Raw genomic sequence first — 25,375 nt, forward strand, 5'->3', positions numbered from 1 at the left:
ATGATGGCAGGGCACAACAGTTTTCCCTCCCGTCAGGTGGCAGCACCGGCGGAAGCCGGTTTTATTCTGACCCGTCACTGGTCTGATACCCCGCGCGGTATTGAAGTCCGTTACTGGCTGGCAACAGATAACGGGCCACGGCATGTTTCTGTTCCGCTGCAGCAGGCTGTCGGCTTTGTCCCGCACCGGGAGCTGGCGGAAAGCCGTCCCTTCATTAACAACATTCCCGGCGCCACACTGACAGCACCTCCGCTAAAGGATTTTCATCAGGATGATGTCAGTGCCGTTTACTGCCGCCAGTACCGCCAGTTACAGCAACTGGAAAAACAGCTCGGCGAACAGCATCTGCACCTTTATGAAGCGGATATCCGCCCCTGCGAGCGCTATCTGATGGAGCGTTTTATCACCGCCGCTGTCTGGGTGCAGCCACAGCCGGATGGTCATGTGCTGATGAAACCGCATCCGGATTACCGCCCGGCGCTGAAAATCGTTTCTCTGGATATCGAAACCACGGAGTTCGGTGATCTTTACTCCATCGGGCTCTCCGGTTGCGGTGCTGATACTGTTTTTATGCTCGGCCCGGAGAACGGCACACCGCTGACCAATCCTGATTTCACGCTGGAGTATGTCCCGCGCCGCCCGGATCTGCTTCACCGTCTGAACCAGTGGCTGGCGGAACATGATCCGGACATGATAATCGGCTGGAGCCTGATCCAGTTTGATCTGCGCATTCTGCAGCGCCATGCGGAAAAATATCAGATCCCGCTGATTTTCGGCCGTAATAATGCCCCGCTTTCCTGGCGGGAGCACGGCTTCAAACCCGGACAATTTTTTGCCGGTGCTCCGGGGCGGCTGATTATTGACGGTATCGATGCCCTGAAAGCCGCGACCTGGCAGTTCCCGTCTTTCAGTCTGGAGGCCGTGTCTCAGACACTGCTCGGCGAGGGCAAAGACAGCGATTCCCCGTATGACCGCATGGATGAAATCAACCGCCGTTTCCATGAGGATAAACCGGCGCTGGCACGGTATAACCTTCAGGACTGCCGTCTGGTCACCCGGATTTTTGAGCACACCCATCTGACAGAATTTTTACTGGCGCGGGCTGCCGTAACCGGCCTGGCACCGGATCGCATGGGGGGTTCTGTCGCCGCCTTCACCCATCTTTATCTGCCGCCGATGCACCGTAAAGGCTATGTCGCACCCGACCCCGGCGAGAAACCCGGTGAGCCGATACCGGGCGGCTTTGTGATGGATTCTGCCCCGGGATTATATGACTCGGTGGTGGTGCTGGATTTTAAAAGCCTGTACCCCTCCATTATCCGCACTTTTCTCATCGACCCGATTGGTATGGTAGAAGGTCTTGCCGCACCGGAACAGGCGGTTCCCGGGTTTAAGGGGGCGTATTTTTCCAGGGAAACCAACTGCCTGCCGGATATCGTCAACCGAATCTGGCATGAGCGGGACATGGCAAAACTGGCAGGGGATAAGCCGCTGTCGCAGGCACTGAAAATTATTATGAATGCGTTTTGTGGTGTTCTGGGTGCCGCCGGATGCCGTTTTTATGATCCGCGCCTGACCTCCTCCGTCACCATGCGCGGACATGACATCATGCGCAAAACCCGCACTATTATTGAGTCTCTGGGTTATCAGGTCATTTACGGCGACACCGATTCCACCTTTGTCTGGCTGAAAAATGCGCACAGTGAAGCCGGTGCGGAACGTATCGGACGCTGGCTGGTGGAAGAGATCAATCAGTGGTGGCAGACACATTTAAAGGATGAATACGGGCTGACCTCTGCCCTGGAAATTGAGTATGAAACCCACTACCGGCGTTTTCTGATGCCGACAATCCGCGGAACTGACCTCGGCAGCAAGAAACGGTATGCGGGGCTTTCGGGGGATAACATGGTCTTTCGCGGGCTGGAGACGGTCCGCAGTGACTGGACACCGCTGGCACAGCATTTCCAGCAAACCCTGTACCGGCTGATTTTCGATAAAATGCCGTATCAGCAGTTTATCCGTGATTATGTCCGTGACACACTCGCGGGACGCTACGATGACCGGCTGGTGTACCGCAAGCGTCTGCGCCGTCCGCTGGCGGATTATCAGCGTAATGTGCCGCCTCATGTCAAAGCGGCCAGAATGGCGGATGAGTATAATGTCCGCATGAATCGTCCGCCGCAGTACCAGCGCGGTGCGGGGATAAGCTATATTATTACCCGCTCCGGGCCGCAGCCGCTGGAGATTCTGACGGCACCGCCGGACTATGAGCATTACATTAATAAACAACTGATGCCGATAGCCGACGCCATTCTGCCTTTCCTGGAGGATAACTTCACCACATTGTTAACCGGGCAATTATTGATGCCATTTTAATTTTGCCATTTTACAGGTGACGATGCGGATCTTATGGATTAACATAGCGCCCCTTTACTGCTTTTAACACCGGAGCAGAGTGATGCAGCTGACGCTGCTGTTCTGACTGTCGGTGTTTTTTCCCGGTGAATACAATGCCGTTTTTGTATCACCGGTAATGATGTCCACAGCATTTTTCTAATTAGCCCTGAATAACAGAATCGAGCCAAAAATATGCCGTTTACTCTTGGTCAACGCTGGATAAGCGATACTGAAAGCGAGCTGGGATTAGGTACAGTTGTATCTGTCGACGCCCGGATGATCACCCTTCTTTTCCCTGCCACCGGTGAAAACCGTCTCTATGCCGCAGCCGATGCCCCTATCACCCGTGTGATGTTCAACGAAGGGGATACCGTTACCAGTCACGAAGGCTGGCAGCTCAGTGTGACCGCCGTTGAAGAGAGCGACGGATTATTAACCTATACCGGGCAGCGTACCGATACCGGTGAGGAAAATGTCCGCCTGCGCGAAGTGTTTCTCGACAGTAAACTGACATTTAATAAACCTCAGGATCGCCTGTTTGCCGGTCAGATTGACCGTATGGATCGCTTTGCGCTGCGCTACCGTGCCCGCAAATTCCTGAGTGAAGAGTACCGCCGCGCCACCAGCGGCCTGCGCGGCATCCGCGCCAGCCTGATCCCGCATCAGCTGTTTATCGCCAATGAAGTCGGTAAACGCCACGCGCCGCGTGTTCTGCTGGCGGACGAAGTGGGCCTGGGTAAAACCATTGAAGCCGGGATGATTATCCACCAGCAGTTAATGGCCGGACGCGCCGAGCGTGTGCTGATTATCGTACCGGAAAGCCTTCAGTACCAATGGCTGGTGGAAATGCTGCGCCGTTTCAATCTGCGGTTTTCTCTGTTCGATGACAGCCGCTACACCGAAGCACAGCACGAGAGTGACAACCCGTTTGAGACCGAACAGCTGGTATTATGCTCGCTGGATTTTGTCCGCAAGAGCAAGCCGCGTTTTGAACACCTGGCTGAAGCCGGCTGGGATATGCTGGTGGTGGATGAAGCACACCATCTGGTCTGGAGCGAAGAAGCGCCAAGCCGTGAGTATCAGGTGATTGAAACCCTGGCAGAAAGCATTCCGTCTGTACTCCTGCTGACCGCCACTCCGGAACAGCTGGGCATGGAGAGCCACTTTGCGCGTCTGCGCCTGCTGGACCCGAACCGTTTCCATGATTTCGAAACCTTTGTTGCCGAACAGCAAAAATATCAGCCGGTTGCCGATGCGGTCACTCTGCTGCTCGACCGCGCACCGCTGACCAAAGATCAGCAAAATGCCATTCATGACCTGATCGCCGAACAGGATATTGAGCCGCTGCTGAAAGCCGCCAATACCGACAGTGAAGACGGCGAAAATGCCCGTCGCGAGCTTATCAGCATGCTGATGGACAGACACGGCACCAGCCGCCTGCTGTTCCGCAACACCCGCAACGGTGTGAAAGGCTTCCCACGCCGCGAACTGAAAGCGATTAAGATGCCTCTGCCGGCACAGTATCAGACCGCGATTAAAGTCGCCGGGATCATGGGCAGCAAAAAAACCACTGAAATCAAAGCCCGTGAAATGCTCTATCCGGAGCAAATTTATCAGGAATTTGAAGGCGAAAACGCCACCTGGTGGAACTTCGATCCGCGTGTTGAATGGCTGCTCGGCTTCCTGCTGGCAAACCGCAATGAAAAAGTGCTGGTAATTTGTGCCCAGGCCGCAACCGCTCTGCAGCTGGAGCAGGTTCTGCGCGAGCGCGAAGGCATCCACGCTGCGGTTTTCCATGAGAATATGTCCCTGCTGGAACGCGACCGGGCGGCGGCCTACTTTGCCTCCGAAGAGGAAGGCGCACAGGTGCTGCTCTGCTCTGAAATCGGTTCTGAAGGGCGTAACTTCCAGTTTGCCAATCAGCTGGTGATGTTCGATCTGCCGTTTAACCCGGATCTGCTGGAGCAGCGTATCGGGCGCCTCGACCGTATCGGTCAGAAACGCGATATTCAGATCAGTATTCCGTATCTGGAAAATACCGCACAGGCCGTGCTGCTGCGCTGGTTCCACGAAGGTCTGGAAGCCTTTGAATATACCTGTCCGACCGGCCGCACCATCTATGACCGCTATTACGACAGACTGATTAACCTGATGGCAAACCCGGCGGATCTCAGTGGTTTTGATGAATTTATCGCGGAATGCCGGAAGACCCATGATGTACTGAAACAACAGCTGGAACAGGGCCGTGACCGCCTTCTGGAGATGCATTCCAACGGCGGCGAAGCCGGTAATGAGCTGGCTGCTGAAATTGCGGATCAGGATGAAGATACCGAACTGGTCACCTTTGCCCTGAATCTGTTTGATATTGTCGGCATCAATCAGGATGACCGCAGCGATAACATGATAGCCCTGACTCCGTCTGACCACATGCTGGTGCCGGATTTTCCGGGTCTGCCGGAAGACGGCTGCACCATCACCTTTAAGCGTGAACAGGCATTGTCCCGCGAAGACACACAGTTTATCAGCTGGGAACACCCGATTATCCGCAACGGTCTGGACCTGGTCCTGTCCGGTGATACCGGCAGCTGTGCGGTCTCCGTGCTGAAAAACAAAGCCCTGCCGGTCGGCACACTGCTGACAGAGCTGATTTATGTGGTGGAAGCACAGGCTCCGAAGAATCTGCAGCTGACCCGCTTCCTGCCGCCGACACCGGTGCGTCTGCTGATGGATGTGAAAGGCAATAATCTGGCATCTCAGGTGGAGTTTGAAAGCTTTAACCGCCAGTTGAATGCCGTAAACCGCCATACCGGCAGTAAGTTTGTCAATGCGGTGCAAAATGAGGTGCATCAGGTGCTGCGTCTGTCCGAAGATGTTGTTGCCGGTCAGGCCCGTGAGCTGATTACCGCAGCGAAAGCAATGGCTGATCAGCACCTTACTCTGGAACACGACCGCCTGCTGGCACTGAAATCGGTTAACCCGAACATCCGTGATGACGAGCTTGATGCCATTGAAGAAGAACGTCAGCAAATCCTGTCACATCTGGATGATGCCAACTGGCGCCTGGATGCTATCCGGCTGATTGTCGTTTCGCATCAGTAACCTGTATCCCGGCAGAGAATATCTGCCGGGTCTCTGATTTGGTGATCCCATGCTAATGGAACCCTATAACCCGCCTGCCGATCCCTGGCTGCACATCCTCTGGCAGGATGAAAGTATCATTGTGGTGAATAAACCAAGCGGACTGCTTTCCGTACCCGGCCGTGCGCCCGAACATAAAGACAGTGTGATGACACGCATTCAGCGTGATTATCCTGCCGCAGAATCTGTTCATCGTCTGGATATGGCAACCAGCGGTATTATTGTGGTTGCGCTGACCAAAGCCGCCGAGCGGGAGCTTAAACGGCAGTTCCGCGAACGGGAACCGAAAAAAACCTATGTTGCCCGTATCTGGGGACATCTGGAGCCGGAAACCGGCATGGTGAATTTACCGCTGATTTGTGACTGGCCGAACCGGCCGAAACAGAAAGTGTGTTTTGAAACCGGAAAACCGGCTCAGACAGGTTATGAAGTGCTGGAATATGAGGAAAATGCCACGCGGGTAAGACTGTTTCCGGTTACCGGGCGTTCGCATCAGTTGCGGGTGCATATGCTGGCACTGGGACACCCGATTCTGGGGGACCGTTTTTATGCACACGATGAAGCAAGAGCCGCAGCGCCCCGGCTGCAGCTTCATGCAGAGGCGCTGTCTGTCACACATCCGGCAAACGGCAAGCCGATGCATTTTACTTGTAAATCAGATTTTTAGTGGATTAACACGGTCACCGAATTCATTGAGGCAAGAATCAGGCAAAGTGCTAATCCCGCTACTCCGATAAGAACACGGGTATTGGCCATGGATCATATCCTTAACATATTTAATGAAATATTTACGTAATTTTTCAACTGCATTTATATTTTATAGCAATTATATGAAAAGAATATGATCCGCCCTGCACTTTCCCGGCAACATGTTTTACACCTTTAAAACGGTATTAAACGGGATTATTTAAAGCCTTTCTCTTTTTTAATGAGATCATATGCTGCCTGGATAGATTGCGCTTTCTCTTTCGCCAGCTCCATCATTTCCGGTGGTAATCCCTTCGCCACCAGTTTATCCGGGTGATGTTCACTCATCAGCTTGCGGTAGGCGCGTTTGATGACAGTACTGTCGTCGCTTTCTTTCACGCCCAGCACCCGGTAAGCGGCGGCAAGGTCTGCGGTCTGATCGCGGTAATAACCCTGCTGAGACTGCTGCTGCCAATTACCGCTCTGTGCCCCGCCGTGCATCTGCGCCTGCATCATTGCCAGTACATTTTCAAACTGATGACGCGGGATCCCCAGCTCTTCGGCGATCACCAGGAGTACCTGGCGTTCATTCGGATGCAGCTCCCCGTCACCAAACGCCGCCTGGATCTGGATTTCCAGAAACATGCGCAGTAAATCCGCCCGCCCGTAACAGGCGCGGCGTAACTGGCGCAGTGCATCGCGCAGCGGGAAACCGGCCGCTTTACCTTCACGGAAAGCATTCTGAGCCTGAGTCCGTGCACTGCCGTGCAACTGCATGCGATCCATCAGGGCGGTGGCCAGATAAATGTCTGACTCCGTTACCCGGCCTTTTGATTTGGTCAGATGCCCCAGAATCTGAAAGGTTGTACTGAAAAAGAGTGCCTGTCTGGACTGATTGTTGCTGAATGAGCCACCCAATTGCTGACTGCGGACTTTATCAATCGCATGACCAATAAGAAAGCCGAGAAAAATACCCCAAAAACCGGCCCCTGACGCCATGCCTAATAAAATTCCGATGATTTTTCCCAAATAGTGCATATACTCCTCAATTCAACAATGCCCTTGGCGCAATTTTGCATTATCATACTACCCATTCTGTACGATGCCTAACGCCATTTGGATACGTGAACCTGTTTCACGCGCGCTCTTTTTTCGTGTAAATTAGGCTTTTGGCGTTCGGGCAATGTGCTACCGAGGACGGAATTGCAGACATACTTATGAAGAAGAGTTATCCAACCCTGCTGGCCACCATTATCTGGGCAGCGTTATACAGTCAGGCTGCACAAGCCGCCACACTTGCCGAGCAATGTATGCTGGGTGTTCCGGTGTATGACGAACCGGTTGTTGACGGTAAACCCGGCGATTTTCCGGTCAATATCACTGCACAAGGTGTGTCAGGCGAATATCCGCACGCGGTAAAATATGATGGTGGCGTTGATATCCGCTCAGGTAACCAGAATCTGAAAGCGGATGAAGTCGAAGTTACCCAGAGCGGTGAAGAAACTAACCCTGTCCGTATTGCGACAGCGACCGGTGATGTCCGCTATTCTGATCCGCAAATCCGTCTGAAAGGGCCGAAAGCGTGGCTGAATCTCAATAACAATGATGCTGATGTTGAGAAAGGTGATTACCAGATGGTCGGCCGTCAGGGCCGCGGTGATGCCGACAAAATGAAGCTTCGCGGCGAAAACCGTTATACCATCCTCGAAAACGGGGTCTTTACCTCCTGCCTGCCGGGCAATGACAGCTGGAGCGTCAAAGGCTCTGAGGTCATTATTGACCAGGAAGAGCAGGTTGCGGAAATCTGGAACGCCCGTTTCCGTGTCGCCAATGTCCCGATCTTCTACAGCCCGTACCTCCAGTTACCGATCGGTGATAAACGCCGCTCCGGTTTTCTGATCCCGAACGGCAGCTATTCCAAATCATCCGGCCTGGAATTTACCCTGCCGTATTACTGGAATATCGCCCCGAATTACGATGCCACTATCACGCCGCACTATTTCAGTAAACGCGGCCTGAAAATGGATAATGAATTCCGTTACCTGACACAGTTCGGTACAGGCACACTGGCCTTTGATTTCCTGCTGGATGACTCGCAGTATAAGAAAGACAAAGAAGCTGCCGGTGATGCAGAGTGGGCGAAACGTGATTCCAATGACCGCTGGTTATTCTACTGGGGTCACAGCGGGTCATTTGCCCAGGACTGGTGGTTCTCCTCTGACTACACCAAAGTCAGTGACTCGCGCTATTTTACCGATTTCACTTCCGCTTACGGTAACTCCACTGACGGCTACGCCACACAAAAACTGGCTGTGGGTATCCGAAAATCGAACTGGAATGCCACCGTAACCGCCAAACAGTTCCAGATCCTGACCAACAATGATAATGCAACATCCTACCGTGCTGAGCCGCAGTTGGATCTCAATTATTATAAAAATGACCTCGGGGTATTTGATTTCCGGGCCTACGGTCAGGTCTCCCGCTTTACCAGCGTAGGTAAAAATAATCCGGATGCCGTCCGTATTCATGCGGAACCGACACTCAGCATGCCGCTGTCTAACGGCTGGGCCAGCTTCAATACTGAAGCGAAACTGATGGCAACCCATTATGATCAGGATATTCCTGAAGTACTGAAGAACTCCGAACTTGAAAAAAATGTTACCCGGGTGCTGCCGCAGTTTAAAGCTGATGCGAAGATGATCTTCGAGCGGCCGATGTTCTTTAATGACAGCTTCACCCAGACATTAGAGCCGCGCGCACAATACCTGTATGTCCCGTATAAAAACCAGGACAATATCAATAACTTTGACTCCACACTGATGCAGTCCAGCTACAGCGGTCTGTTCCGTGACCGCATGTACAGTGGTCTGGATCGCATTGCATCCGCCAACCAGGTCACCACCGGGGTAACCAGCCGGATTTATGATGATGAATTAGTTGAACGATTTAACGTTTCTGTGGGTCAAATCTACTACTTTGAACGTCCGCGTACCGGTAAAATTACCGTTGTGGATGAAAAAGATGAAACCGGCTCGATGGTCTGGGCGGGTGATTCCATGTGGCGTTATAACGACAACTGGGGCCTGAAAGGCGGTATTCAGTATGACCGCCGTCTGGGCAGCGTCTCCATGTCCAATGCCACGATGGAATACCGTCAGGATGCCGAACGTCTGATTCAGCTGAATTACCGCTATGTGGACCGGGACTATATCCAGGCCATGCGCCAAAATACACAGTATGGTCAAGACTATGTCACGCGCCCGAACCAGAAAGGCATCTCCCAGGTCGGTATCGTGGCCAGCTGGCCGGTTGCAGAGCAGTGGGCCTTTGTCGGTCAGTATTACTATGACACCAAAGAGAGCCAGCCGGCCAGCCAGTTAGTCGGTCTGCAATACAATACCTGCTGCTGGGCGGCAAACGTCGGTTACGAGCGTAAGATTATCGACTGGAAAAATGACGCCAGTGAGTACGACAATAAAATCACGTTTAATATCGAATTACGCGGTATGAGCAGCAATTACAGTCTGGGCAGCCAGAAAATGCTTGAGCGCGGTATTCTGCCGTATGTTCCGGCATTTTAACCGCCTGAGCTGACACAATTTTCACATGCCGTACCGGCGGTACGGCGATACGAAACATGATGGGATACTTATGAAAAACTGGAGAACACTCATTCTCGGCCTGATGTTCACGGCAAGCACAACCTCATTCGCAGCACCGCAGCAGCTTGATAAAGTTGCGGCAGTCGTGAATAACGGTGTGGTTCTGGAGAGTGATGTCAATAATATGCTTCAGACTGTCACCATGAATGCCCGCAATGCCGGTCAGCAGATTCCGGATCAGGCAACATTACGTCAGCAGATTCTTGAACGTCTTATCATGGACAATATCGTGATGCAGATGGCCGGACAGATGCAGATCTCTATCCCTGACCAGGCGGTTGACGGCGCTATCGAAGATATCGCCCGTCAGAACAACATGACCCTTGCCCAGATGAAAGATCGTCTGAAACGCGACGGCATGAGCTATGACAAATACCGCAGCGATATCCGCAAAGAAATGATGATGGCGGAAGTCCGTAACAACGAAGTCCGCCGCCGTGTGGTGATCCTGCCGCAGGAAGTTGATTCTCTGGCAAACCTTATCAGCACGCAAAACGCTGCGGATACTGAACTGAACATCAGCCACATCCTGATCCCGCTGCCGGAAAACCCGACAGAAGAGCAGATGAATGCAGCAAAAGAAAAAGTCACCACCATTATGAATGAACTTCAGCATGGTGCCGATTTCGGTAAACTGGCGATCACCTATTCTGCGGATCCGCAGGCGCTGAAAGGCGGTAATATGGGCTGGAGCCGTTTACAGGAGCTGCCGGGTCTGTTTGCCGAGCGCCTTCAGACAGCCAAAAGCGGTGAGATTGTCGGGCCGGTTCGCTCCGGTGTCGGCTTCCATATTCTGCGCGTGAATGAAGTCCGCGGAAACAGCCAGCCGATTTCTGTGACTGAAGTGAAAGCCCGTCACATTCTGATCAAACCGTCACCGGTGATGACCGATGACCAGGCCCGCAGCAAACTGCAGCAGATTGCCGCTGATGTGAAAAGCGGTAAAACCTCCTTTGATGCTGCGGCAAAACAATTCTCAGAAGATCCGGGCTCTGCCCTGCGTGGTGGTGAGTTAGGCTGGTCAATGCCTGATATCTACGACCCGGCTTTCCGCGACGCACTGATGAAACTGAAAAAAGGCGAACTGAGTCAGCCTGTCCGCTCCTCTTTCGGCTGGCACCTGATCCAGCTTGAAGATACCCGCAACGTGGATAAGACCGAAGCGGCTCAGAAAGATCGCGCTTACCGTATGCTGTTTAACCGTAAATTCAGCGAAGAATTACAGAGCTGGATGCAGGAACAGCGCGCCGGCGCTTACGTGGAAATTTTAGATGGCAGTAACAAATAAGCTGAAACCTGTCGTTATTACCCCCGGCGAACCTGCCGGGGTTGGTCCTGACCTGACAGTCGCGCTGGCACAGCGCGACTGGCCGGTAAAACTGGTGGTCTGTGCTGACCCGCAACTGATGCAGCAACGCGCACACGCCCTGTCACTGCCGCTCACCCTTGAACCTTATTCACCGGATACCGCCTGTCAGCCGCAGCGTGCCGGCACACTGACTATTCTGCCTGTTGAACTGAAAGCGCCGGCTGTCGCCGGTGAGCTCAACGTGGCAAATGCCGCTTATGTGACCGAAACACTGGCTCGTGCCTGTGACGGCTGTTTACAGGGTGAATTTGGTGCTTTGATTACAGGTCCGGTGCACAAAGGCATCATTAACGATGCCGGGATCCCGTTTATCGGCCACACAGAATTTTTTGCCGACCGCAGTCACTGCAAACGTGTGGTGATGATGCTGGCCACCGAAGAAATGCGGGTGGCGCTGGCGACCACGCATCTGCCGATTTTACAGGTGCCTGCAGCCGTTGACCGCACCTGCCTGCATGAAGTGATCACTATCCTCAATCATGACCTGCGCACCAAATTCGGTATCGCGCAGCCACATATCATCGTCTGCGGTCTGAACCCGCATGCGGGGGAAGGCGGCCATATGGGGCATGAAGAGATAGACACCATTATCCCGGCACTCGATGAGCTGCGGGCGCAGGGGATTTCCCTGGAAGGTCCGCTGCCGGCAGACACCCTGTTCCAGCCGAAATACCTGGAGCGTGCGGATGCCGTGCTCGCCATGTATCACGATCAGGGCCTGCCTGTGCTAAAATATCAGGGATTCGGCCGTGCCGTGAATATCACGCTGGGACTGCCGTTTATCCGGACCTCTGTCGACCACGGCACAGCCCTGGAACTGGCAGGTACCGGCAAAGCAGATGTGGGTAGCTTTATCACCGCATTAAATTTAGCGATTACAATGATTAAAAACAGTCAATGAATACACGAGTCCATCAGGGGCATTTTGCCCGTAAACGTTTCGGGCAGAACTTCTTAACCGATCAATTTATTATCGACAGCATTGTCGCGTCGATTAACCCGCAACCCGGCCAGGCGATTGTTGAAATCGGGCCGGGACTGGCTGCACTGACTGAGCCGGTCGCCGATCGCATGGACAAAATGACGGTCATTGAAATTGACCGTGATCTGGCCGCCCGTCTGGCCAGCCATCCGTTTTTACAAAGCAAACTGACCATTATTCAGCAGGATGCCATGACCGTGGATTTTACGGCACTGGCACAGGAACGCGGCCAGCCGCTGCGGGTGTTCGGTAACCTGCCGTACAATATCTCCACGCCGCTGATGTTCCATCTGTTCACGTTCACTAACGCAATCAGTGACATGAACTTTATGCTGCAAAAAGAAGTGGTTAACCGTCTGGTTGCCGGTCCGGGCAGCAAAACATACGGCCGTCTGAGTGTCATGGCACAGTATTACTGCCAGGTCGTTCCGGTTCTGGATGTGCCGCCGACGGCATTCCGCCCGGCACCAAAAGTGGATTCAGCGGTTGTCCGTCTGATCCCGCACCGCGAAAATCCGTATGTGCTGAAAGATGTCGCGCTGCTCAGCCGTGTGACCACGCAGGCCTTTAACCAGCGCCGCAAAACGATCCGCAACAGCTTAGGTGATCTGTTCAGTCCGGAAACCCTGACTGAGCTGGGTATTGATCCGGCCACCCGTGCAGAAAATATCAGTGTTGCGCAATACTGTCTGATGGCCAATTACCTGGCGGAACATCCCGCCTCATAGGGGATTCATCATGAATAACGACCCGAGAATTTGTATTCAGGTTCAGAGTGTTTATATCGAAAGTCAGTCTGAACCGGATGCGGAACGCTATGTTTTCGCGTATACCGTTTCTATCCGTAACCTGGGTCGTGATCCTGTGCAGCTTATCAGCCGCTACTGGCGTATCACTAACAGTGAAGGCCGCCAGACAGAAGTTCAGGGGGAAGGTGTCATCGGTGAACAGCCGGTGATCCGGCCCGGTGAAGAGTATCGTTATACCAGCGGCACAGTTCTGGAAACACCGCTGGGCACCATGGAAGGTTATTACACTATGGTGGATCACGAGGGTGCGGATTTCATCAGTGAGATCCCTGTTTTCCGGCTCGCAATACCAACCTTTATTCACTGATTTTCTATGGCAACCTATCTTATCGGCGATGTTCATGGCTGTTACCATGAACTTCGCGCATTACTGGCTCAGGCTGATTTTGATCCGCTGGCTGATACCCTGTGGCTGACCGGCGATCTGGTCGCCCGCGGCCCTGATTCACTGGATGTCCTCCGCTATGTCAAAAGCCTGGGTGACTGCGTCAGGTTGGTACTCGGCAATCATGATCTGCATCTGCTGGGGATCTACGCAGGGATCAGCCGTAACAAACCGCGCGATCATCTGAACAAACTGCTCAGCGCGCCGGATCTGGATGAGCTGATCAACTGGTTGCGCCGTCAGCCGATGTTGCAGGTTGATCATGAGAAAAAACTGGTCATGGCACACGCGGGGATCACCCCGCAGTGGGATCTGGATACCGCCATTCTGTGTGCCCGTGAAGTGGAAGCGGTTCTCAGCAGTGATACCTATCCGCTGTTCATTAATGCTATGTATGGTGACCTGCCGAATGACTGGTCACCTTCCCTCACCGGCCTGCCGCGTCTGCGTTTTTCCACCAATGCCCTGACCCGGATGCGTTACTGTTTCCCGGGCGGACAGCTGGATATGGTCTGCAAAGATAAACCTGATCAGGTTTCCGCGCCGCTGAAACCCTGGTTTGCCCTGCCGTCAAAACTGCCGGAAGGCTACAGTGTGGCCTTTGGTCACTGGGCGTCACTGGAAGGCAAAGGAGCACCACGCGGTATCTATGCACTGGATACCGGCTGCTGCTGGGGCGGACAACTCACCATGCTGCGCTGGGAAGATCGCTGCTATTTCTGGCAGGAGTCTTTTGCGGTGCGGGATGAGGATGATGACTGACCGGCCACCGGTAACAGACAAGAAAAAAGCAGAGCCGGTGGCTCTGCTTTTTTTATATCAGCATTATTTATGAAATAATACGAATCAACTGATTAATCAGCTCTTACGGCGCTCTAAGATTTCAAAGCAGAAACCGTGAGAGTTTGCTTCATCCGCGTCATGATATTCCATAAAAGTGGAGTCCCACTCATCCGGCTCATAGTCAGGGAAGTAAGTATCCCCGCTGACTTCCGCATCAACGTGTGTCAGATATAAACGATCCGCCAGCGGCAGGAATTGTCCGTAGACTTTACCGCCGCCCATCACCATGATCTCGCCGTCTGTTTCTTTCTGTGCAATCGCCAGTGCTTCTTCCACAGACTTCGCCCAGACCACGCGATCATCGTTGCCCGGCGTACGGCTGAGCACGATATTGAGGCGATCCGGCAGAGGGCGGCCGATAGATTCATAAGTCACACGACCCATGATCACCGGTTTATTCACCGTATTACGTTTAAACCATGCCAGGTCTTCCGGCAGTGTCCATGGCATCGCATTTTCCATGCCAATAACCCGATCCATAGCTAAAGCAGCGATCAAGCTAATGTTCATTCATTTCACCTTAGGGCTGAGAGAAATTTTGCCGTCACTATACGTAAACTACTCAATGCCGTCGACTGAATTCAGTGTTTCATCAATACAAATAATTTATTTGTCTTCACACTTGAAGGTGAGTCATACTTTTACTCTGCATTCAGGTCTTTTTCAGCAAGGATATACCACATGTATGACGCCACTCTGATGGTCACCACCATCGCTGCGCTCGGTATGATCTCCCCGGGCCCGGACTTCTTTCTGATTGTGAAAAACGCAGCCCGTTACCAGCGTGCCGCCGCCATGATGACCGCATTGGGCGTGCTGTCCGCGATCGCCATTCACATGACCTACTGCGTGGCCGGGCTTGCTGTGATCATCACCACCACACCGTGGCTGTTTATGATCCTCAAATATGCCGGGGCGGCTTACCTTATCTGGATAGGGATCAACAGCCTGCTGGCACGTGCCGGGCATACCCTTGATACCGGGGACGGCTCACATCAGCGCATTTCTTATAAGAAAGCCTTTATGCAGGGATTTCTCTGCAACCTGCTGAACCCGAAAGCCACACTCTTTTTCCTTGCTATTTTTACCCAGGTACTGGATATCAATTCCGGATTTGGTGAAAAACTCTGGTATGCTGCTATTGTGATGGGACTGGCAGTGGTTTACTGGCCATCGCTGGTACTGCTGATTCAGAGTGCTCCGGTACGCCACGGATTGGCGAAAATTCAGAAATATATCGATAAGGTCCTTGGCGTCGTCCTGATTGGCTTTGGCGTCCGGGTCGCAATGAGCTGATGATTATGATAATGAAAACAGATAAATACACTTTTCAGCCGGAATTTCAGAATGTGATACAGGATGCCGTACAGTCCCTGTGTACTGCACTGCCGGGTATTCTGCACAGCATCTATGTTTACGGCAGTGTGGCTGAAGGCCGCGCTGTCCCGGGCCGCTCTGATCTGGATCTGACCCTGGTTTTGCACCGGCCGCTCAGTGCGGCGGAAAAAACCATTCTCCGTTGTCTGGACAAAGCACTGACCGCGCGTCACAGCAGTGTGTCAAAAATCGGGTTTGATACCGGCCTGCTGTCAGAAGTGACCTCTGCGGAAGAACAGCCGGTCTGGGCTTACTGGCTGGCACACTTTTGCCTGCCGGTCTGGGGTGATGACCTGACACTGAAACTGCCTGTCGTGACACTGAACCGTGAGATTATACACGGCATTAACGGTGATTTTCCGGTACTCGTCCGTACCAACCTGATGCAGTTACAGAAAAGCCCGCCGCTGACTGAGATCCGGCGGATAAAACGGGAAACTGCGCGGCGTCTGCTGCGTGCCACCGCCCTGGTGTGGAATGATTATGAAACCTGCACTTACCCGCTGCCGCTGCCGCAGATGGCCGGAAAAGCCATAGCACTGTATCCGGAAAAGCGCCACGCGATCACCTTCCTGCTGGGGCAGACCGAAGAACCGGATACCGGCATCATTCAGTTTATCGCGGTTGCCGGGACATTCTCCCGCTGGCTGCGGGATGAGGAAAAACGGCTGCTGAGCCGCTGAGAAACCATAAAAAACCGCTGATTATTCAGCGGTTTTTTTATATCCGGTATTTTAATACTGAGAAGACGGCTCGATTTCCAGCTGCCCGGTAACCCCTCTGTCCGCCTGCTCCAGGAACTGGCTGTAATAGAAGAACGGGAAGTGAGAATACGATGGCTGCATCATCTGCACCAGCAATTCACTGCGCCCGTCAATCCAGACAGTGTCTTTCCAGCCGTAATCCTGCGGCTGCGGTGACTGGCCGTTATGGTTGATCACCTTAAAGCGGACACCGCTGATATGGAACGGCTGCGGAGTATCGGTTGTGACAACCCAGCGCTCCCAGTTGCCCTGCTGTGTGCGGATATCGGTTCGGCTCATATCCCACATCGCGCCGTTAATCCCCGGCGGTGACAAACTGAGTGACACATCGCGGTTACGGACACCGGTCGTGATCTGTGTCGGATCCTGAATCAGGGTGGTTGGCAGGTTATCTGTTACCAGCGAGATCAGGCCGGTTGCGCGGATAGTCAGCACATTGGTATTCACCAGTGTGTTTGATGTCTCAAACAGGCTTTTAAAACGCTCTGTCAGGGTAGCAGATTCCCCGGCCGTGATAGTCAGTGTTTCTGTTTTTGACATATCGATCAGCACTTCACGCCGTTCACCCGGTGACAGGGACAGCACCTCAACCGCCACTGGTGACGGCAGCAGCCCCTGATCAGAGGCAATCATATAGAACGGACGGCCGTCACTGAGTTTCAGTTCAAAGCGGCGGGCGTTTGCGGCATTAACCATGCGCAGCCGGATCCAGCCTTTCGACACTTCCAGATACGGATCTTCCGCACCGTTGACGATCAGCCGGTCACCGATAAACATACCGTCACTTTCTGTGCGGTACTCCGGTGAACCGAAGGAATCCAGGCGTTTATCCTGAATGATCAGCGGGAAATCATTGACGCCGTACTCTTTCGGCAACGGCAGATTACGGCTTTCCTCATCATCCACAATCCACATGCCGGCGAGCCCGTTATAAACGTGCGGCGCCATCCGGTTCGGGGTATTGGCATGATACCAGCAGGTTGCAGCCGGCTGGCGCACCGGGATCACCGGCGACCACTCGGTATTCGGTGAAATCAGACGGGCAGCGCCCCCTGCGACAGTACCGGGCACCAGCAGCCCGCTGACATTGACCGCAACCGGCTCTGACAGGCGGTTGCTGTAAATCATTTTGATGTCATCGCCATTACGGACGCGGACAGTCGGCCCGAGATAACGGCCGTTAAAGCCCCAGACACTGGCCTGAGTTTTACCGTTAAATGACCAGTGTGTACGCTGCATCGTCAGAAATAACGGCTGTCCGTTGCGGCTTTCCAGCAATGGCGGAACAGGTAACGGCTGACTGCCGCCCTCATCTGCCGCGCGGACAGACAGAGGCAGTGAGCCTAAACACACAGCTAAGCCGGATGCTTGAATAAACCGGCGCCGACTCAGGGTCATAGCATCTCCGAAAAAAACGTTTCCATGATTTTTATGATTTGTGCCGAACACCCGTATGCCGGTGAGCAGACAGAGACATCCGTGTTATCGTTTCATGAAGGGCATACGCTTAACAACGGAGTGTTAAGCGTATGATATAGCGGATGAAGAGCAATTCCTAAACTTATCTATGATAAGTTGCAAAATAATAAGGCTGGTATTGTATAACCAGCGTGACAGTCACGGAAATTAAGCGTCTTTACGACCCTTTTGTTTTTCCATTTCAATCACTTCCTTATCCAGCTCCGCGATACGTTTGATCATCATCTGGCGGCAATCTTCGGCCAGTTCACGCACCTGTTCACGGGTATATTTTGAGGTATCAACCGGCGGCAGCATTTCCACAATCACCACACCATTATCCCAGCGGTTCAGTTTAATGCGCCCCTGAGTGGTGGACACACATACCGGCACCACCGGCACACCGGCGGCCATTGCCGCGTGGAAAGCACCGGTTTTAAACGGCAGCATACCGCGGCCCCGGCTGCGCGTGCCTTCCGGGAACATCCAGACAGAGATATTGCGTTTTTTGATCTGATCCGCCACCTGGGTAATGGTGTTATGGGCTTTACTGCGGTTGCTCCGGTCAATCAGGATATTCCCCGAAATCCAGTACAACTGCCCGAAAAACGGGATCCAAATCAGGCTGCGCTTACCGACAGTCACTGTGCGCGGCTGCACCGCATTCGACATGGTGATCATGTCATAGTTGTTCTGGTGGTTGCCCACATACACACAGGAACCGTAGTGTTTCGCTTCTTCCGGAATGCGGTACACCATTTTGATGCCGAAAACATGAGAAAGCTTGCCGTACATGCGGCCGAAAGTCATCACATGCTTCGGGTTACGCGGGCTGGTCAGGCAGATAAGAATGCCGGCCAGACTACCGAAAATACAATAAATAATAACAATGATGATACGTAAAATGGCTAACATGCGTCCCCCGCAAAATGGCCTTTTAAGAAAAGCGGGGCAATCATTGCCCCGTGAATAGTATCGCTGTTAATACCGGATATTACGCCTTCGGCTCCGGTTCAGAAATATCAATCCGTTCGATCTTCTTCTGCATGCCGCGCGGCAGTGCCGTACCACGGCGTCCGCGCTCAGCACGGAATTTCTGCAGATCTTCCGGACGCAGCATCAGTTTACGCTTACCGAAATGCAGTGTCACACTGGCATCCGGGCGGATCACAAACAGATGTGCCAGACCGTCTTCCCCGGCTGCGGCCGCCGCAGAGGTAATGGAGATAATTTTGTTCCCCTTCCCTTTTGACAGCTGCGGCAGGTCACCGACAGGGAACAGCAGCATCCGCCCTTCCTGCGATACTGCCAGCAGAAGGTCGTTTTCCTCGTCATTCACCTCAATCGGCGTCATGACTTTCGCGTTATCCGGCAGCGTGATCAGTACTTTCCCGGCTTTGTTTTTCGCGACCAGGTCACTGAATGTACAGATAAAGCCGTAACCGGCATCCGAGGCCATCAGGTACTTCTGATTTTCATCGTTCATCAGTACCTGTTCAAACACGGCACCCGGCGGCGGTGTCAGTTTGCCGGTCAGCGGCTCGCCCTGACCACGGGCACCCGGCAGTTCCAGCGGATCGAGCGAATAACTGCGCCCGGTGGAATCAAGGAATACCACCGGCTGATTACTTTTGCCCCGTGCCGCGCCAAGGAAGGTATCACCCGCTTTGTAGTTCATGCCGGACGGGTCGATATCATGGCCTTTGGCGCTGCGCACCCAGCCCATCTGTGACAGCACAACCGTCACCGGTTCGGACGGCAGAATGTCATGCTCGCTCATGGCTTTCGCCTCTTCGCGCTCGTTGAGCGGGGAGCGGCGATCGTCACCGTACTGTTTAGCGTCTTCCTCAAGCTCTTTTTTCAGCAGCGTGTTCATACGCCGCTCAGAGCCGAGAATAGCCTGTAATTTATCTCGTTCTTTGGCCAGCTCATCCTGCTCGCCACGGATTTTCATCTCTTCGAGTTTGGCTAAATGGCGTAATTTCAGTTCGAGGATGGCTTCCGCCTGAGTATCACTCAGCCCGAAACGATCCATCAGTACCGGTTTCGGCTCATCTTCCGAACGGATGATTTCAATCACTTCATCAATGTTGAGATACGCGAGCAGCAAACCGTCAAGAATATGCAGACGGCGCAGTACTTTTTCCAGCCGGTGATTCAGGCGGCGGCGCACCGTTTCGCGGCGGTAAACCAGCCACTCATTGAGGATCTCAACCAGCCCTTTAACCGCCGGACGTCCGTCCAGACCGATCATATTCAGGTTGATACGGTAGCTTCTTTCCAGATCCGTGGTCGCGAACAGGTGAGTCATCACCTGATCAAGATCGATCCGGTTACTGCGCGGCACAACCACCAGCCGGGTCGGGTTTTCATGATCCGACTCATCGCGCAGATCTTCCACCATCGGCAGTTTTTTCGCCCGCATCTGTGCAGCTATCTGCTCCAGCACTTTCGCGCCGGAAACCTGATGCGGCAGCGCGGTGATCACCGCATTACCGTCCTCAGTTGTCCACACCGCGCGCATACGCACAGAGCCACGGCCGGATTTATAGATTTTACGGATATCCTCCGGTCCGGTGATGATTTCCGCTTCTGTCGGATAATCAGGGCCGGGGATAAACGCCATCACCTCTTCGAGAGACAGAGACGGCTTGTCAATCAGCGCCAGCAGTGCACCGGTCACTTCACGGGCATTGTGCGGCGGAATATCCGTCGCCATACCGACCGCAATCCCGGTGGTGCCGTTGAGCAGAATGTTCGGCAGACGCGCCGGTAACATTTTCGGCTCCTGCATGGTGCCGTCAAAGTTCGGCACCCAGTCTGCGGTGCCGTGTCCCAGTTCACTGAGCAGCACTTCCGCATATTTTGACAGGCGCGATTCGGTATAACGCATGGCGGCGAAGGATTTCGGATCATCCGGTGCCCCCCAGTTCCCCTGTCCGTCCACCAGCGGGTAGCGGTAAGAGAACGGCTGCGCCATCAGTACCATCGCCTCATAACAGGCGCTGTCACCGTGCGGATGGTATTTACCCAGCACGTCACCGACAGTACGGGCGGATTTTTTGTATTTGGCGGAGTTGCTCAGCCCCAGTTCAGACATGGCATACACGATACGCCGCTGAACCGGTTTTAACCCGTCGCCGATAAAAGGGAGTGCCCTGTCCATGATGACGTACATGGAATAGTTGAGGTAGGCATTCTCTGTAAAATTATGAAGCGCCTGGCGCTCCACACCGTCATGAGTTATTTCACTCATTCACTCTGTTCCTCTGACCTTTTGTGCCGTCACGGGGTGACATCACACATCCAATTCCACCCGATCACCCTTTTCCTGCAGCCAGTTACGGCGGTCTTCCGCACGTTTCTTGCCGAGGAGCATATCCATCACCGACATGGTTTCCTGATAGTTTTCCTCACTGATAGTGAGCTGTACCAGACGCCGGGTATTCGGATCCAGGGTCGTTTCACGCAATTGACCGGGGTTCATTTCCCCCAGCCCTTTAAAACGCTGCACATTCGGTTTGCCGCGCTTGCGGCTTAATTTATCCAGAATCGCATTTTTCTCGCTCTCATCGAGGGCGTAATGCACCTCTTTACCGAGGTCGATACGATAGAGCGGCGGCATGGCCATATAGACATGGCCGGCTTTCACCAGCGCCGGGAAGTGACGCACAAATAGCGCACACAGCAGGGTGGCGATGTGCAGCCCATCCGAGTCCGCATCCGCGAGGATACAGATTTTGCCGTAACGCAGGGTGCTTAAATCGTCGCTGTCCGGATCGATACCGATAGCCACAGAAATATCATGCACTTCCTGAGACGCCAGCACTTCATCAGACGACACTTCCCAGGTATTCAGTATCTTACCGCGCAGCGGCATGATGGCCTGGAATTCACGGTCACGCGCCTGTTTGGCTGAACCGCCCGCCGAGTCCCCTTCCACCAGAAACAGTTCGGTCTGATTCAGATCCTGGGATGAACAGTCCGCCAGTTTCCCCGGCAGCGCCGGACCTGACGTCAGCTTTTTGCGCACCACTTTTTTCGCGGCCCGCAGACGGCGCTGGGCGCTGGCAATCGCCATTTCCGCCAGCTGTTCCGCTGCCTGTACGTTCTGGTTGAGCCACAGACTGAATGCATCCTTCACCACACCGCTGACAAATGCCGCGCACTGGCGTGATGAGAGACGTTCTTTGGTCTGACCGGCAAACTGCGGATCCTGCATTTTCACGGAGAGCACATACGCACAGCGCTCCCAGATATCGTCAGCGGATAACTTCACGCCGCGCGGCAGAATATTACGGAATTCGCAGAACTCGCGGATACCGTCGAGCAGCCCCTGGCGCAGGCCATTGGCATGGGTACCGCCCAGCGGGGTCGGGATCAGGTTGACGTAGCTTTCAGTCAGCAGTTCGCCGCCTTCCGGCAGCCACAGCAGCGCCCAGTCCACCTCTTCGTTGTCCCCGGCATGTTTGCCGGTAAACGCCGCTTCCGGCAAAGTGACCAGGCCGTTGACGTTTTCCATCAGGTAATCGGTCAGGCCATCCTGGTAGCACCAGCGCTGTTCAGTCTCGTTCACATTATCTTTGAAAAGGATCTCAACACCCGGGCACAGCACGGCTTTGGCTTTCAGCAGATGCACCAGCCGGGAGACAGAGAAGCGCGGACTGTCAAAAAACTGCTCATCCGGCCAGAAATGTACGCTGGTACCGGTGTTGCGTTTGCCGCACTGCCCGATGACAGCCAGTTCACTGACTTTGTCACCATTTTCAAAGGCAATCTGATAAACCTGTCCGTCACGGCGGACAGTCACTTCGGTGCGTTTTGACAACGCATTGACCACGGAAATACCTACCCCGTGAAGACCACCGGAAAACTGATAGTTTTTATTGGAGAACTTCCCCCCGGCATGCAGGCGGGTCATGATCAGTTCGACCGCAGAGACTTTCTCTTCCGGGTGGATATCCACCGGCATTCCGCGCCCATCGTCAATCACTTCAACAGACTGATCTTTATGTAAAATAACTTCGACAGATTTAGCGTGACCGGCTAAAGCCTCATCGACGCTGTTGTCGATAACTTCCTGAGCAAGGTGATTCGGCCGCGTCGTGTCCGTATACATACCCGGACGGCGGCGGACAGGCTCCAAACCACTGAGGACTTCAATATCCTCTGCGTTATAAGATGATTGCGTCATGTTGGATTATCGGTTTTTCGCTAAAAAATAAACAAAATACGTGAATGATACTGGCGATAATACCAGTCCCTGATAAATTTAAATACGATTTTTCATTAATGGCCGAGGCCGAGGAACTCAATTATCTGCGGAAAATAGCGCTGAAATCCGGTAAAGGCATGGTTTCCGCCGGGTTCAATCGTCTGTTTGCATGCCACCAGATGGGTGACCGCCTGGCGGTAATCCAGCACTTCATCGCCGGTCTGCTGCAATAACCAGATCAAATCCGGTGATTCGACAGGATCGGCAAAAATCGCCCGTAAATCCTGCATATGATGCGGTTCGAGTGTGTAACGCTCGCCGGTGTAGGGGTTTTGATTTTCCCCGAGATAATCCTGAAGCAGATCAAACGGATATACTGCCGGATTGACCACCACAGCGGGGACATCAAACGCCTGTGACAGCCAGAGGGCAAAATACCCGCCCAGCGATGACCCGACAATTCCGGTGGTCTCACCGGCCAGCGAGTTCATCAGATCTTCCAGAAACAGTGCAGCCTCATCCGGATAACAGGGGATCTGCGGCTGTAACATCCGGATCGCCGGATGGTGCTCAGCCAGCCACGCTTTCAGCATCGTCCCTTTCTCTGACAACGGGGAACTGTTGAAGCCGTGCAGATAAAGGAGCGTCGCCATCAGTAACCGTCCGAACCCAGGTCGGGGCTGAATTCATCCGTATCCAGCCGGAACAGCTGTGTGGTCAGCGACGGATTATCACCGGTGGTCAGCTCCAGATAACGCCAGCCCGGAGCGGCGGTATCCAGCGTAAAATTGGTGCAGTGCGGTTTGAACTGGACACAGGTCGACGGCGTGGCCAGCATGCGGATACCGTTCCACATCACATCCAGATCCTGATGAATATGCCCGCACAAAATACCTTCAATATTCTGATAGCGGGTCAGAACCTCAGCCAGCATATGCGAGTTGCGCAGACTGTGCTGATCGAGCCAGGTACAGCCGGATGCCAGCGGATGGTGATGCAGCATAACAACAGTATGGCGGTCAGGCTGCTGCGCCAGGCAGTTATCCAGCCAGATAAGCTGATCATCACTCAGTTCGCCGTGCGGCACACTCTGAACCTGACTGTCGAGCAGCAGGATCTGCCACTGATCCCCGAGCAGCACCTGCTTGGAGGGAGAGATACCGGCGGCGGCCAGCTCCTGCGCCATGGACGGCTGGTAATCATGATTCCCCGGCAGCCAGACACACGGCGCCGGTAAACGGGCAATACCGTCCGTAAACCGCTGATAAGCCCGGGTGCTCTGATCCTGAACCAGATCACCGGTGGCAACAATCAGGTCGGCCGGTAACTGCTGTTTTACGATAGCATCCAGCACGGCATGGTAACTGTGCAGGGTATTAATGCCCAGCAGCGTGTCGGTTTCGCCGGCAAAAAGATGCGTATCAGTAATCTGTAAAATTCTGACCGCAGCGCCGTCAGCCACGGGCAAGTGCAACGGGGTTTCCAATCGATGTCCTTGTTATTTTAACAACTAACATATAATGATAACGTGTTTCGGCGGAGAAGATCTGCAATCCCGCACACAATTCCCCGGATGCGTATAAAAAAATCCGGATTATTTATCCCGCCACGTTGTGCGTATACGTTCATAGTGCAGTGTAAGCCACTGAATTGCAATGACAGTTGCTGCGTTATCGATCACACCTTTTTCAACCCATTCATACGCCTGTTCCCGGCTGACCACATGAACACGGATGTCCTCATTCTCCTGCGCCAGCCCGTGAACCCCGCCCGCCGCTGTGGTATCTGCCTCGCCGATATACACATACATCCGCTCGGACGTCCCGCCCGGGCTTGAAAGATAACTCAGTGCAAAGGTACAGCGGCCGATTTTCAGCCCCGCTTCCTCTTCCGCTTCACGCCGTACCACATCTTCAGCGGATTCCCCGCTTTTATCGATCATCCCGGCCACGGCTTCCAGCAGCCAGGGCGTCTGACTGCTTTCGATGGCCGGCAGACGAATCTGTTCAATCAGCACAATTTCATCACGAACCGGGTCATACGGCAAAATCACTCCGGCATTGCCCCGTTCGAAGACCTCGCGGCGGATTTCCGGGCTCCAGCCGCCCTCAAATAACCGGTGACGGAAACGGTATTCATTAATCTTAAAGAATCCTGAAAACAGGGTTTTCTTACTGATTATCTCCACGTCATCACTGCTGAACGCTAAAGGCAATCCGGATGTGTGTTTCATACTATTTTCTCCGCCAATACATCAATTATCAGTGATAATGGCCTTTTTCCTCTGCT

The 25,375-nt window shown here is 53.5% G+C and carries 20 protein-coding genes; 11 read left to right on the forward strand and 9 right to left on the reverse strand.

Annotated elements, in window-relative coordinates:
* From X965_RS09295 to rluA, 3 genes are all read left to right on the forward strand, one after another.
* On the forward strand, nt 1-2,376 hold the full coding sequence (locus X965_RS09295) for a DNA polymerase II (protein WP_051997331.1): 2,376 nt from the start codon (nt 1-3) through the stop codon (nt 2,374-2,376).
* Between the two features lie 213 nt (nt 2,377-2,589).
* Nucleotides 2,590-5,496 (forward strand): RNA polymerase-associated protein RapA, encoded by a 2,907-nt coding sequence (gene rapA / locus X965_RS09300; protein ID WP_036409232.1) that lies wholly within the window; start codon nt 2,590-2,592, stop codon nt 5,494-5,496.
* Between the two features lie 55 nt (nt 5,497-5,551).
* Nucleotides 5,552-6,202, forward strand: a complete 651-nt coding sequence (gene rluA, locus X965_RS09305) for a bifunctional tRNA pseudouridine(32) synthase/23S rRNA pseudouridine(746) synthase RluA (protein ID WP_036417869.1) — start codon at nt 5,552-5,554, stop codon at nt 6,200-6,202.
* A 236-nt stretch (nt 6,203-6,438) separates the two neighbouring features.
* On the opposite strand, the gene djlA is transcribed toward rluA, so the two are convergent.
* A complete protein-coding gene (gene djlA, locus X965_RS09310) occupies nt 6,439-7,260 on the reverse strand; it encodes a co-chaperone DjlA (RefSeq protein WP_004242174.1) in 822 nt (273 codons plus the stop codon).
* Nucleotides 7,261-7,439: 179 nt separating this feature from the next.
* Between djlA and lptD the strand changes: the two genes are divergently transcribed.
* The 6 genes from lptD (at nt 7,440) to apaH (ending at nt 14,191) form a co-directional block, all read left to right on the forward strand.
* On the forward strand, nt 7,440-9,803 hold the full coding sequence (lptD, locus tag X965_RS09315) for an LPS assembly protein LptD (RefSeq protein WP_004237173.1): 2,364 nt from the start codon (nt 7,440-7,442) through the stop codon (nt 9,801-9,803).
* A gap of 70 nt (nt 9,804-9,873) precedes the next feature.
* On the forward strand, nt 9,874-11,172 hold the full coding sequence (gene surA / locus X965_RS09320) for a peptidylprolyl isomerase SurA (RefSeq protein WP_004237172.1): 1,299 nt from the start codon (nt 9,874-9,876) through the stop codon (nt 11,170-11,172).
* Nucleotides 11,156-12,154 (forward strand): 4-hydroxythreonine-4-phosphate dehydrogenase PdxA, encoded by a 999-nt coding sequence (gene pdxA, locus X965_RS09325; RefSeq protein ID WP_004237171.1) that lies wholly within the window; start codon nt 11,156-11,158, stop codon nt 12,152-12,154. The genes surA and pdxA overlap by 17 nt, the downstream gene beginning before the upstream one ends.
* On the forward strand, nt 12,151-12,963 hold the full coding sequence (gene rsmA, locus X965_RS09330; protein ID WP_004237170.1) for a 16S rRNA (adenine(1518)-N(6)/adenine(1519)-N(6))-dimethyltransferase RsmA: 813 nt from the start codon (nt 12,151-12,153) through the stop codon (nt 12,961-12,963). The genes pdxA and rsmA overlap by 4 nt, the downstream gene beginning before the upstream one ends.
* A 10-nt stretch (nt 12,964-12,973) precedes the next feature.
* The gene (apaG, locus tag X965_RS09335) at nt 12,974-13,351 is read left to right on the forward strand and encodes a Co2+/Mg2+ efflux protein ApaG (protein ID WP_004237169.1); all 378 of its coding nucleotides are present in this window, start codon (nt 12,974-12,976) and stop codon (nt 13,349-13,351) included.
* 6 nt (nt 13,352-13,357) lie between these two features.
* Nucleotides 13,358-14,191 (forward strand): bis(5'-nucleosyl)-tetraphosphatase (symmetrical) ApaH, encoded by an 834-nt coding sequence (gene apaH / locus X965_RS09340; RefSeq protein WP_036413765.1) that lies wholly within the window; start codon nt 13,358-13,360, stop codon nt 14,189-14,191.
* Nucleotides 14,192-14,287: 96 nt separating this feature from the next.
* On the opposite strand, the gene folA is transcribed toward apaH, so the two are convergent.
* On the reverse strand, nt 14,288-14,782 hold the full coding sequence (folA, locus tag X965_RS09345) for a type 3 dihydrofolate reductase (RefSeq protein ID WP_015422448.1): 495 nt from the start codon (nt 14,780-14,782) through the stop codon (nt 14,288-14,290).
* 171 nt (nt 14,783-14,953) lie between these two features.
* Between folA and X965_RS09350 the strand changes: the two genes are divergently transcribed.
* Nucleotides 14,954-15,568 carry a LysE family transporter gene (locus X965_RS09350; RefSeq protein ID WP_004237166.1) on the forward strand — a complete coding sequence of 205 codons (615 nt, stop codon included), beginning with the start codon at nt 14,954-14,956 and terminating at the stop codon, nt 15,566-15,568.
* Nucleotides 15,569-15,579: 11 nt separating this feature from the next.
* Nucleotides 15,580-16,332, forward strand: a complete 753-nt coding sequence (locus tag X965_RS09355) for a nucleotidyltransferase domain-containing protein (RefSeq protein WP_225310107.1) — start codon at nt 15,580-15,582, stop codon at nt 16,330-16,332.
* Nucleotides 16,333-16,383: 51 nt separating this feature from the next.
* On the opposite strand, the gene ftsP is transcribed toward X965_RS09355, so the two are convergent.
* The 7 genes from ftsP to nudF all read right to left on the reverse strand — a co-directional run bounded on the left by ftsP (nt 16,384) and on the right by nudF (nt 25,319).
* The gene (ftsP, locus tag X965_RS09360) at nt 16,384-17,811 is read right to left on the reverse strand and encodes a cell division protein FtsP (RefSeq protein ID WP_036417926.1); all 1,428 of its coding nucleotides are present in this window, start codon (nt 17,809-17,811) and stop codon (nt 16,384-16,386) included.
* A 228-nt stretch (nt 17,812-18,039) separates the two neighbouring features.
* On the reverse strand, nt 18,040-18,786 hold the full coding sequence (locus tag X965_RS09365; RefSeq protein WP_036417871.1) for a 1-acylglycerol-3-phosphate O-acyltransferase: 747 nt from the start codon (nt 18,784-18,786) through the stop codon (nt 18,040-18,042).
* 79 nt (nt 18,787-18,865) lie between these two features.
* Nucleotides 18,866-21,127, reverse strand: coding sequence for a DNA topoisomerase IV subunit A (parC, locus tag X965_RS09370; RefSeq protein ID WP_036417873.1), 2,262 nt, complete (start codon nt 21,125-21,127; stop codon nt 18,866-18,868).
* A gap of 42 nt (nt 21,128-21,169) precedes the next feature.
* Nucleotides 21,170-23,065: a DNA topoisomerase IV subunit B gene (gene parE, locus X965_RS09375; protein WP_004237161.1), complete on the reverse strand. Its 1,896-nt coding sequence runs from the start codon at nt 23,063-23,065 to the stop codon at nt 21,170-21,172.
* Nucleotides 23,066-23,160: 95 nt separating this feature from the next.
* On the reverse strand, nt 23,161-23,739 hold the full coding sequence (gene yqiA / locus X965_RS09380; protein WP_004242164.1) for an esterase YqiA: 579 nt from the start codon (nt 23,737-23,739) through the stop codon (nt 23,161-23,163).
* Nucleotides 23,739-24,572 carry a 3',5'-cyclic-AMP phosphodiesterase gene (gene cpdA, locus X965_RS09385; RefSeq protein WP_004242163.1) on the reverse strand — a complete coding sequence of 278 codons (834 nt, stop codon included), beginning with the start codon at nt 24,570-24,572 and terminating at the stop codon, nt 23,739-23,741. The genes yqiA and cpdA overlap by 1 nt, the downstream gene beginning before the upstream one ends.
* A gap of 108 nt (nt 24,573-24,680) precedes the next feature.
* Entirely contained in the window at nt 24,681-25,319 is a 639-nt protein-coding gene (gene nudF, locus X965_RS09390) for an ADP-ribose diphosphatase (protein WP_036417875.1), read from the reverse strand.
* Between the last annotated feature and the right edge of the window lie 56 nt (nt 25,320-25,375).

It is taken from the genome of Morganella sp. EGD-HP17 (assembly GCF_000512315.2).
Taxonomy (GTDB): Bacteria; Pseudomonadota; Gammaproteobacteria; order Enterobacterales; family Enterobacteriaceae; genus Morganella; species Morganella morganii.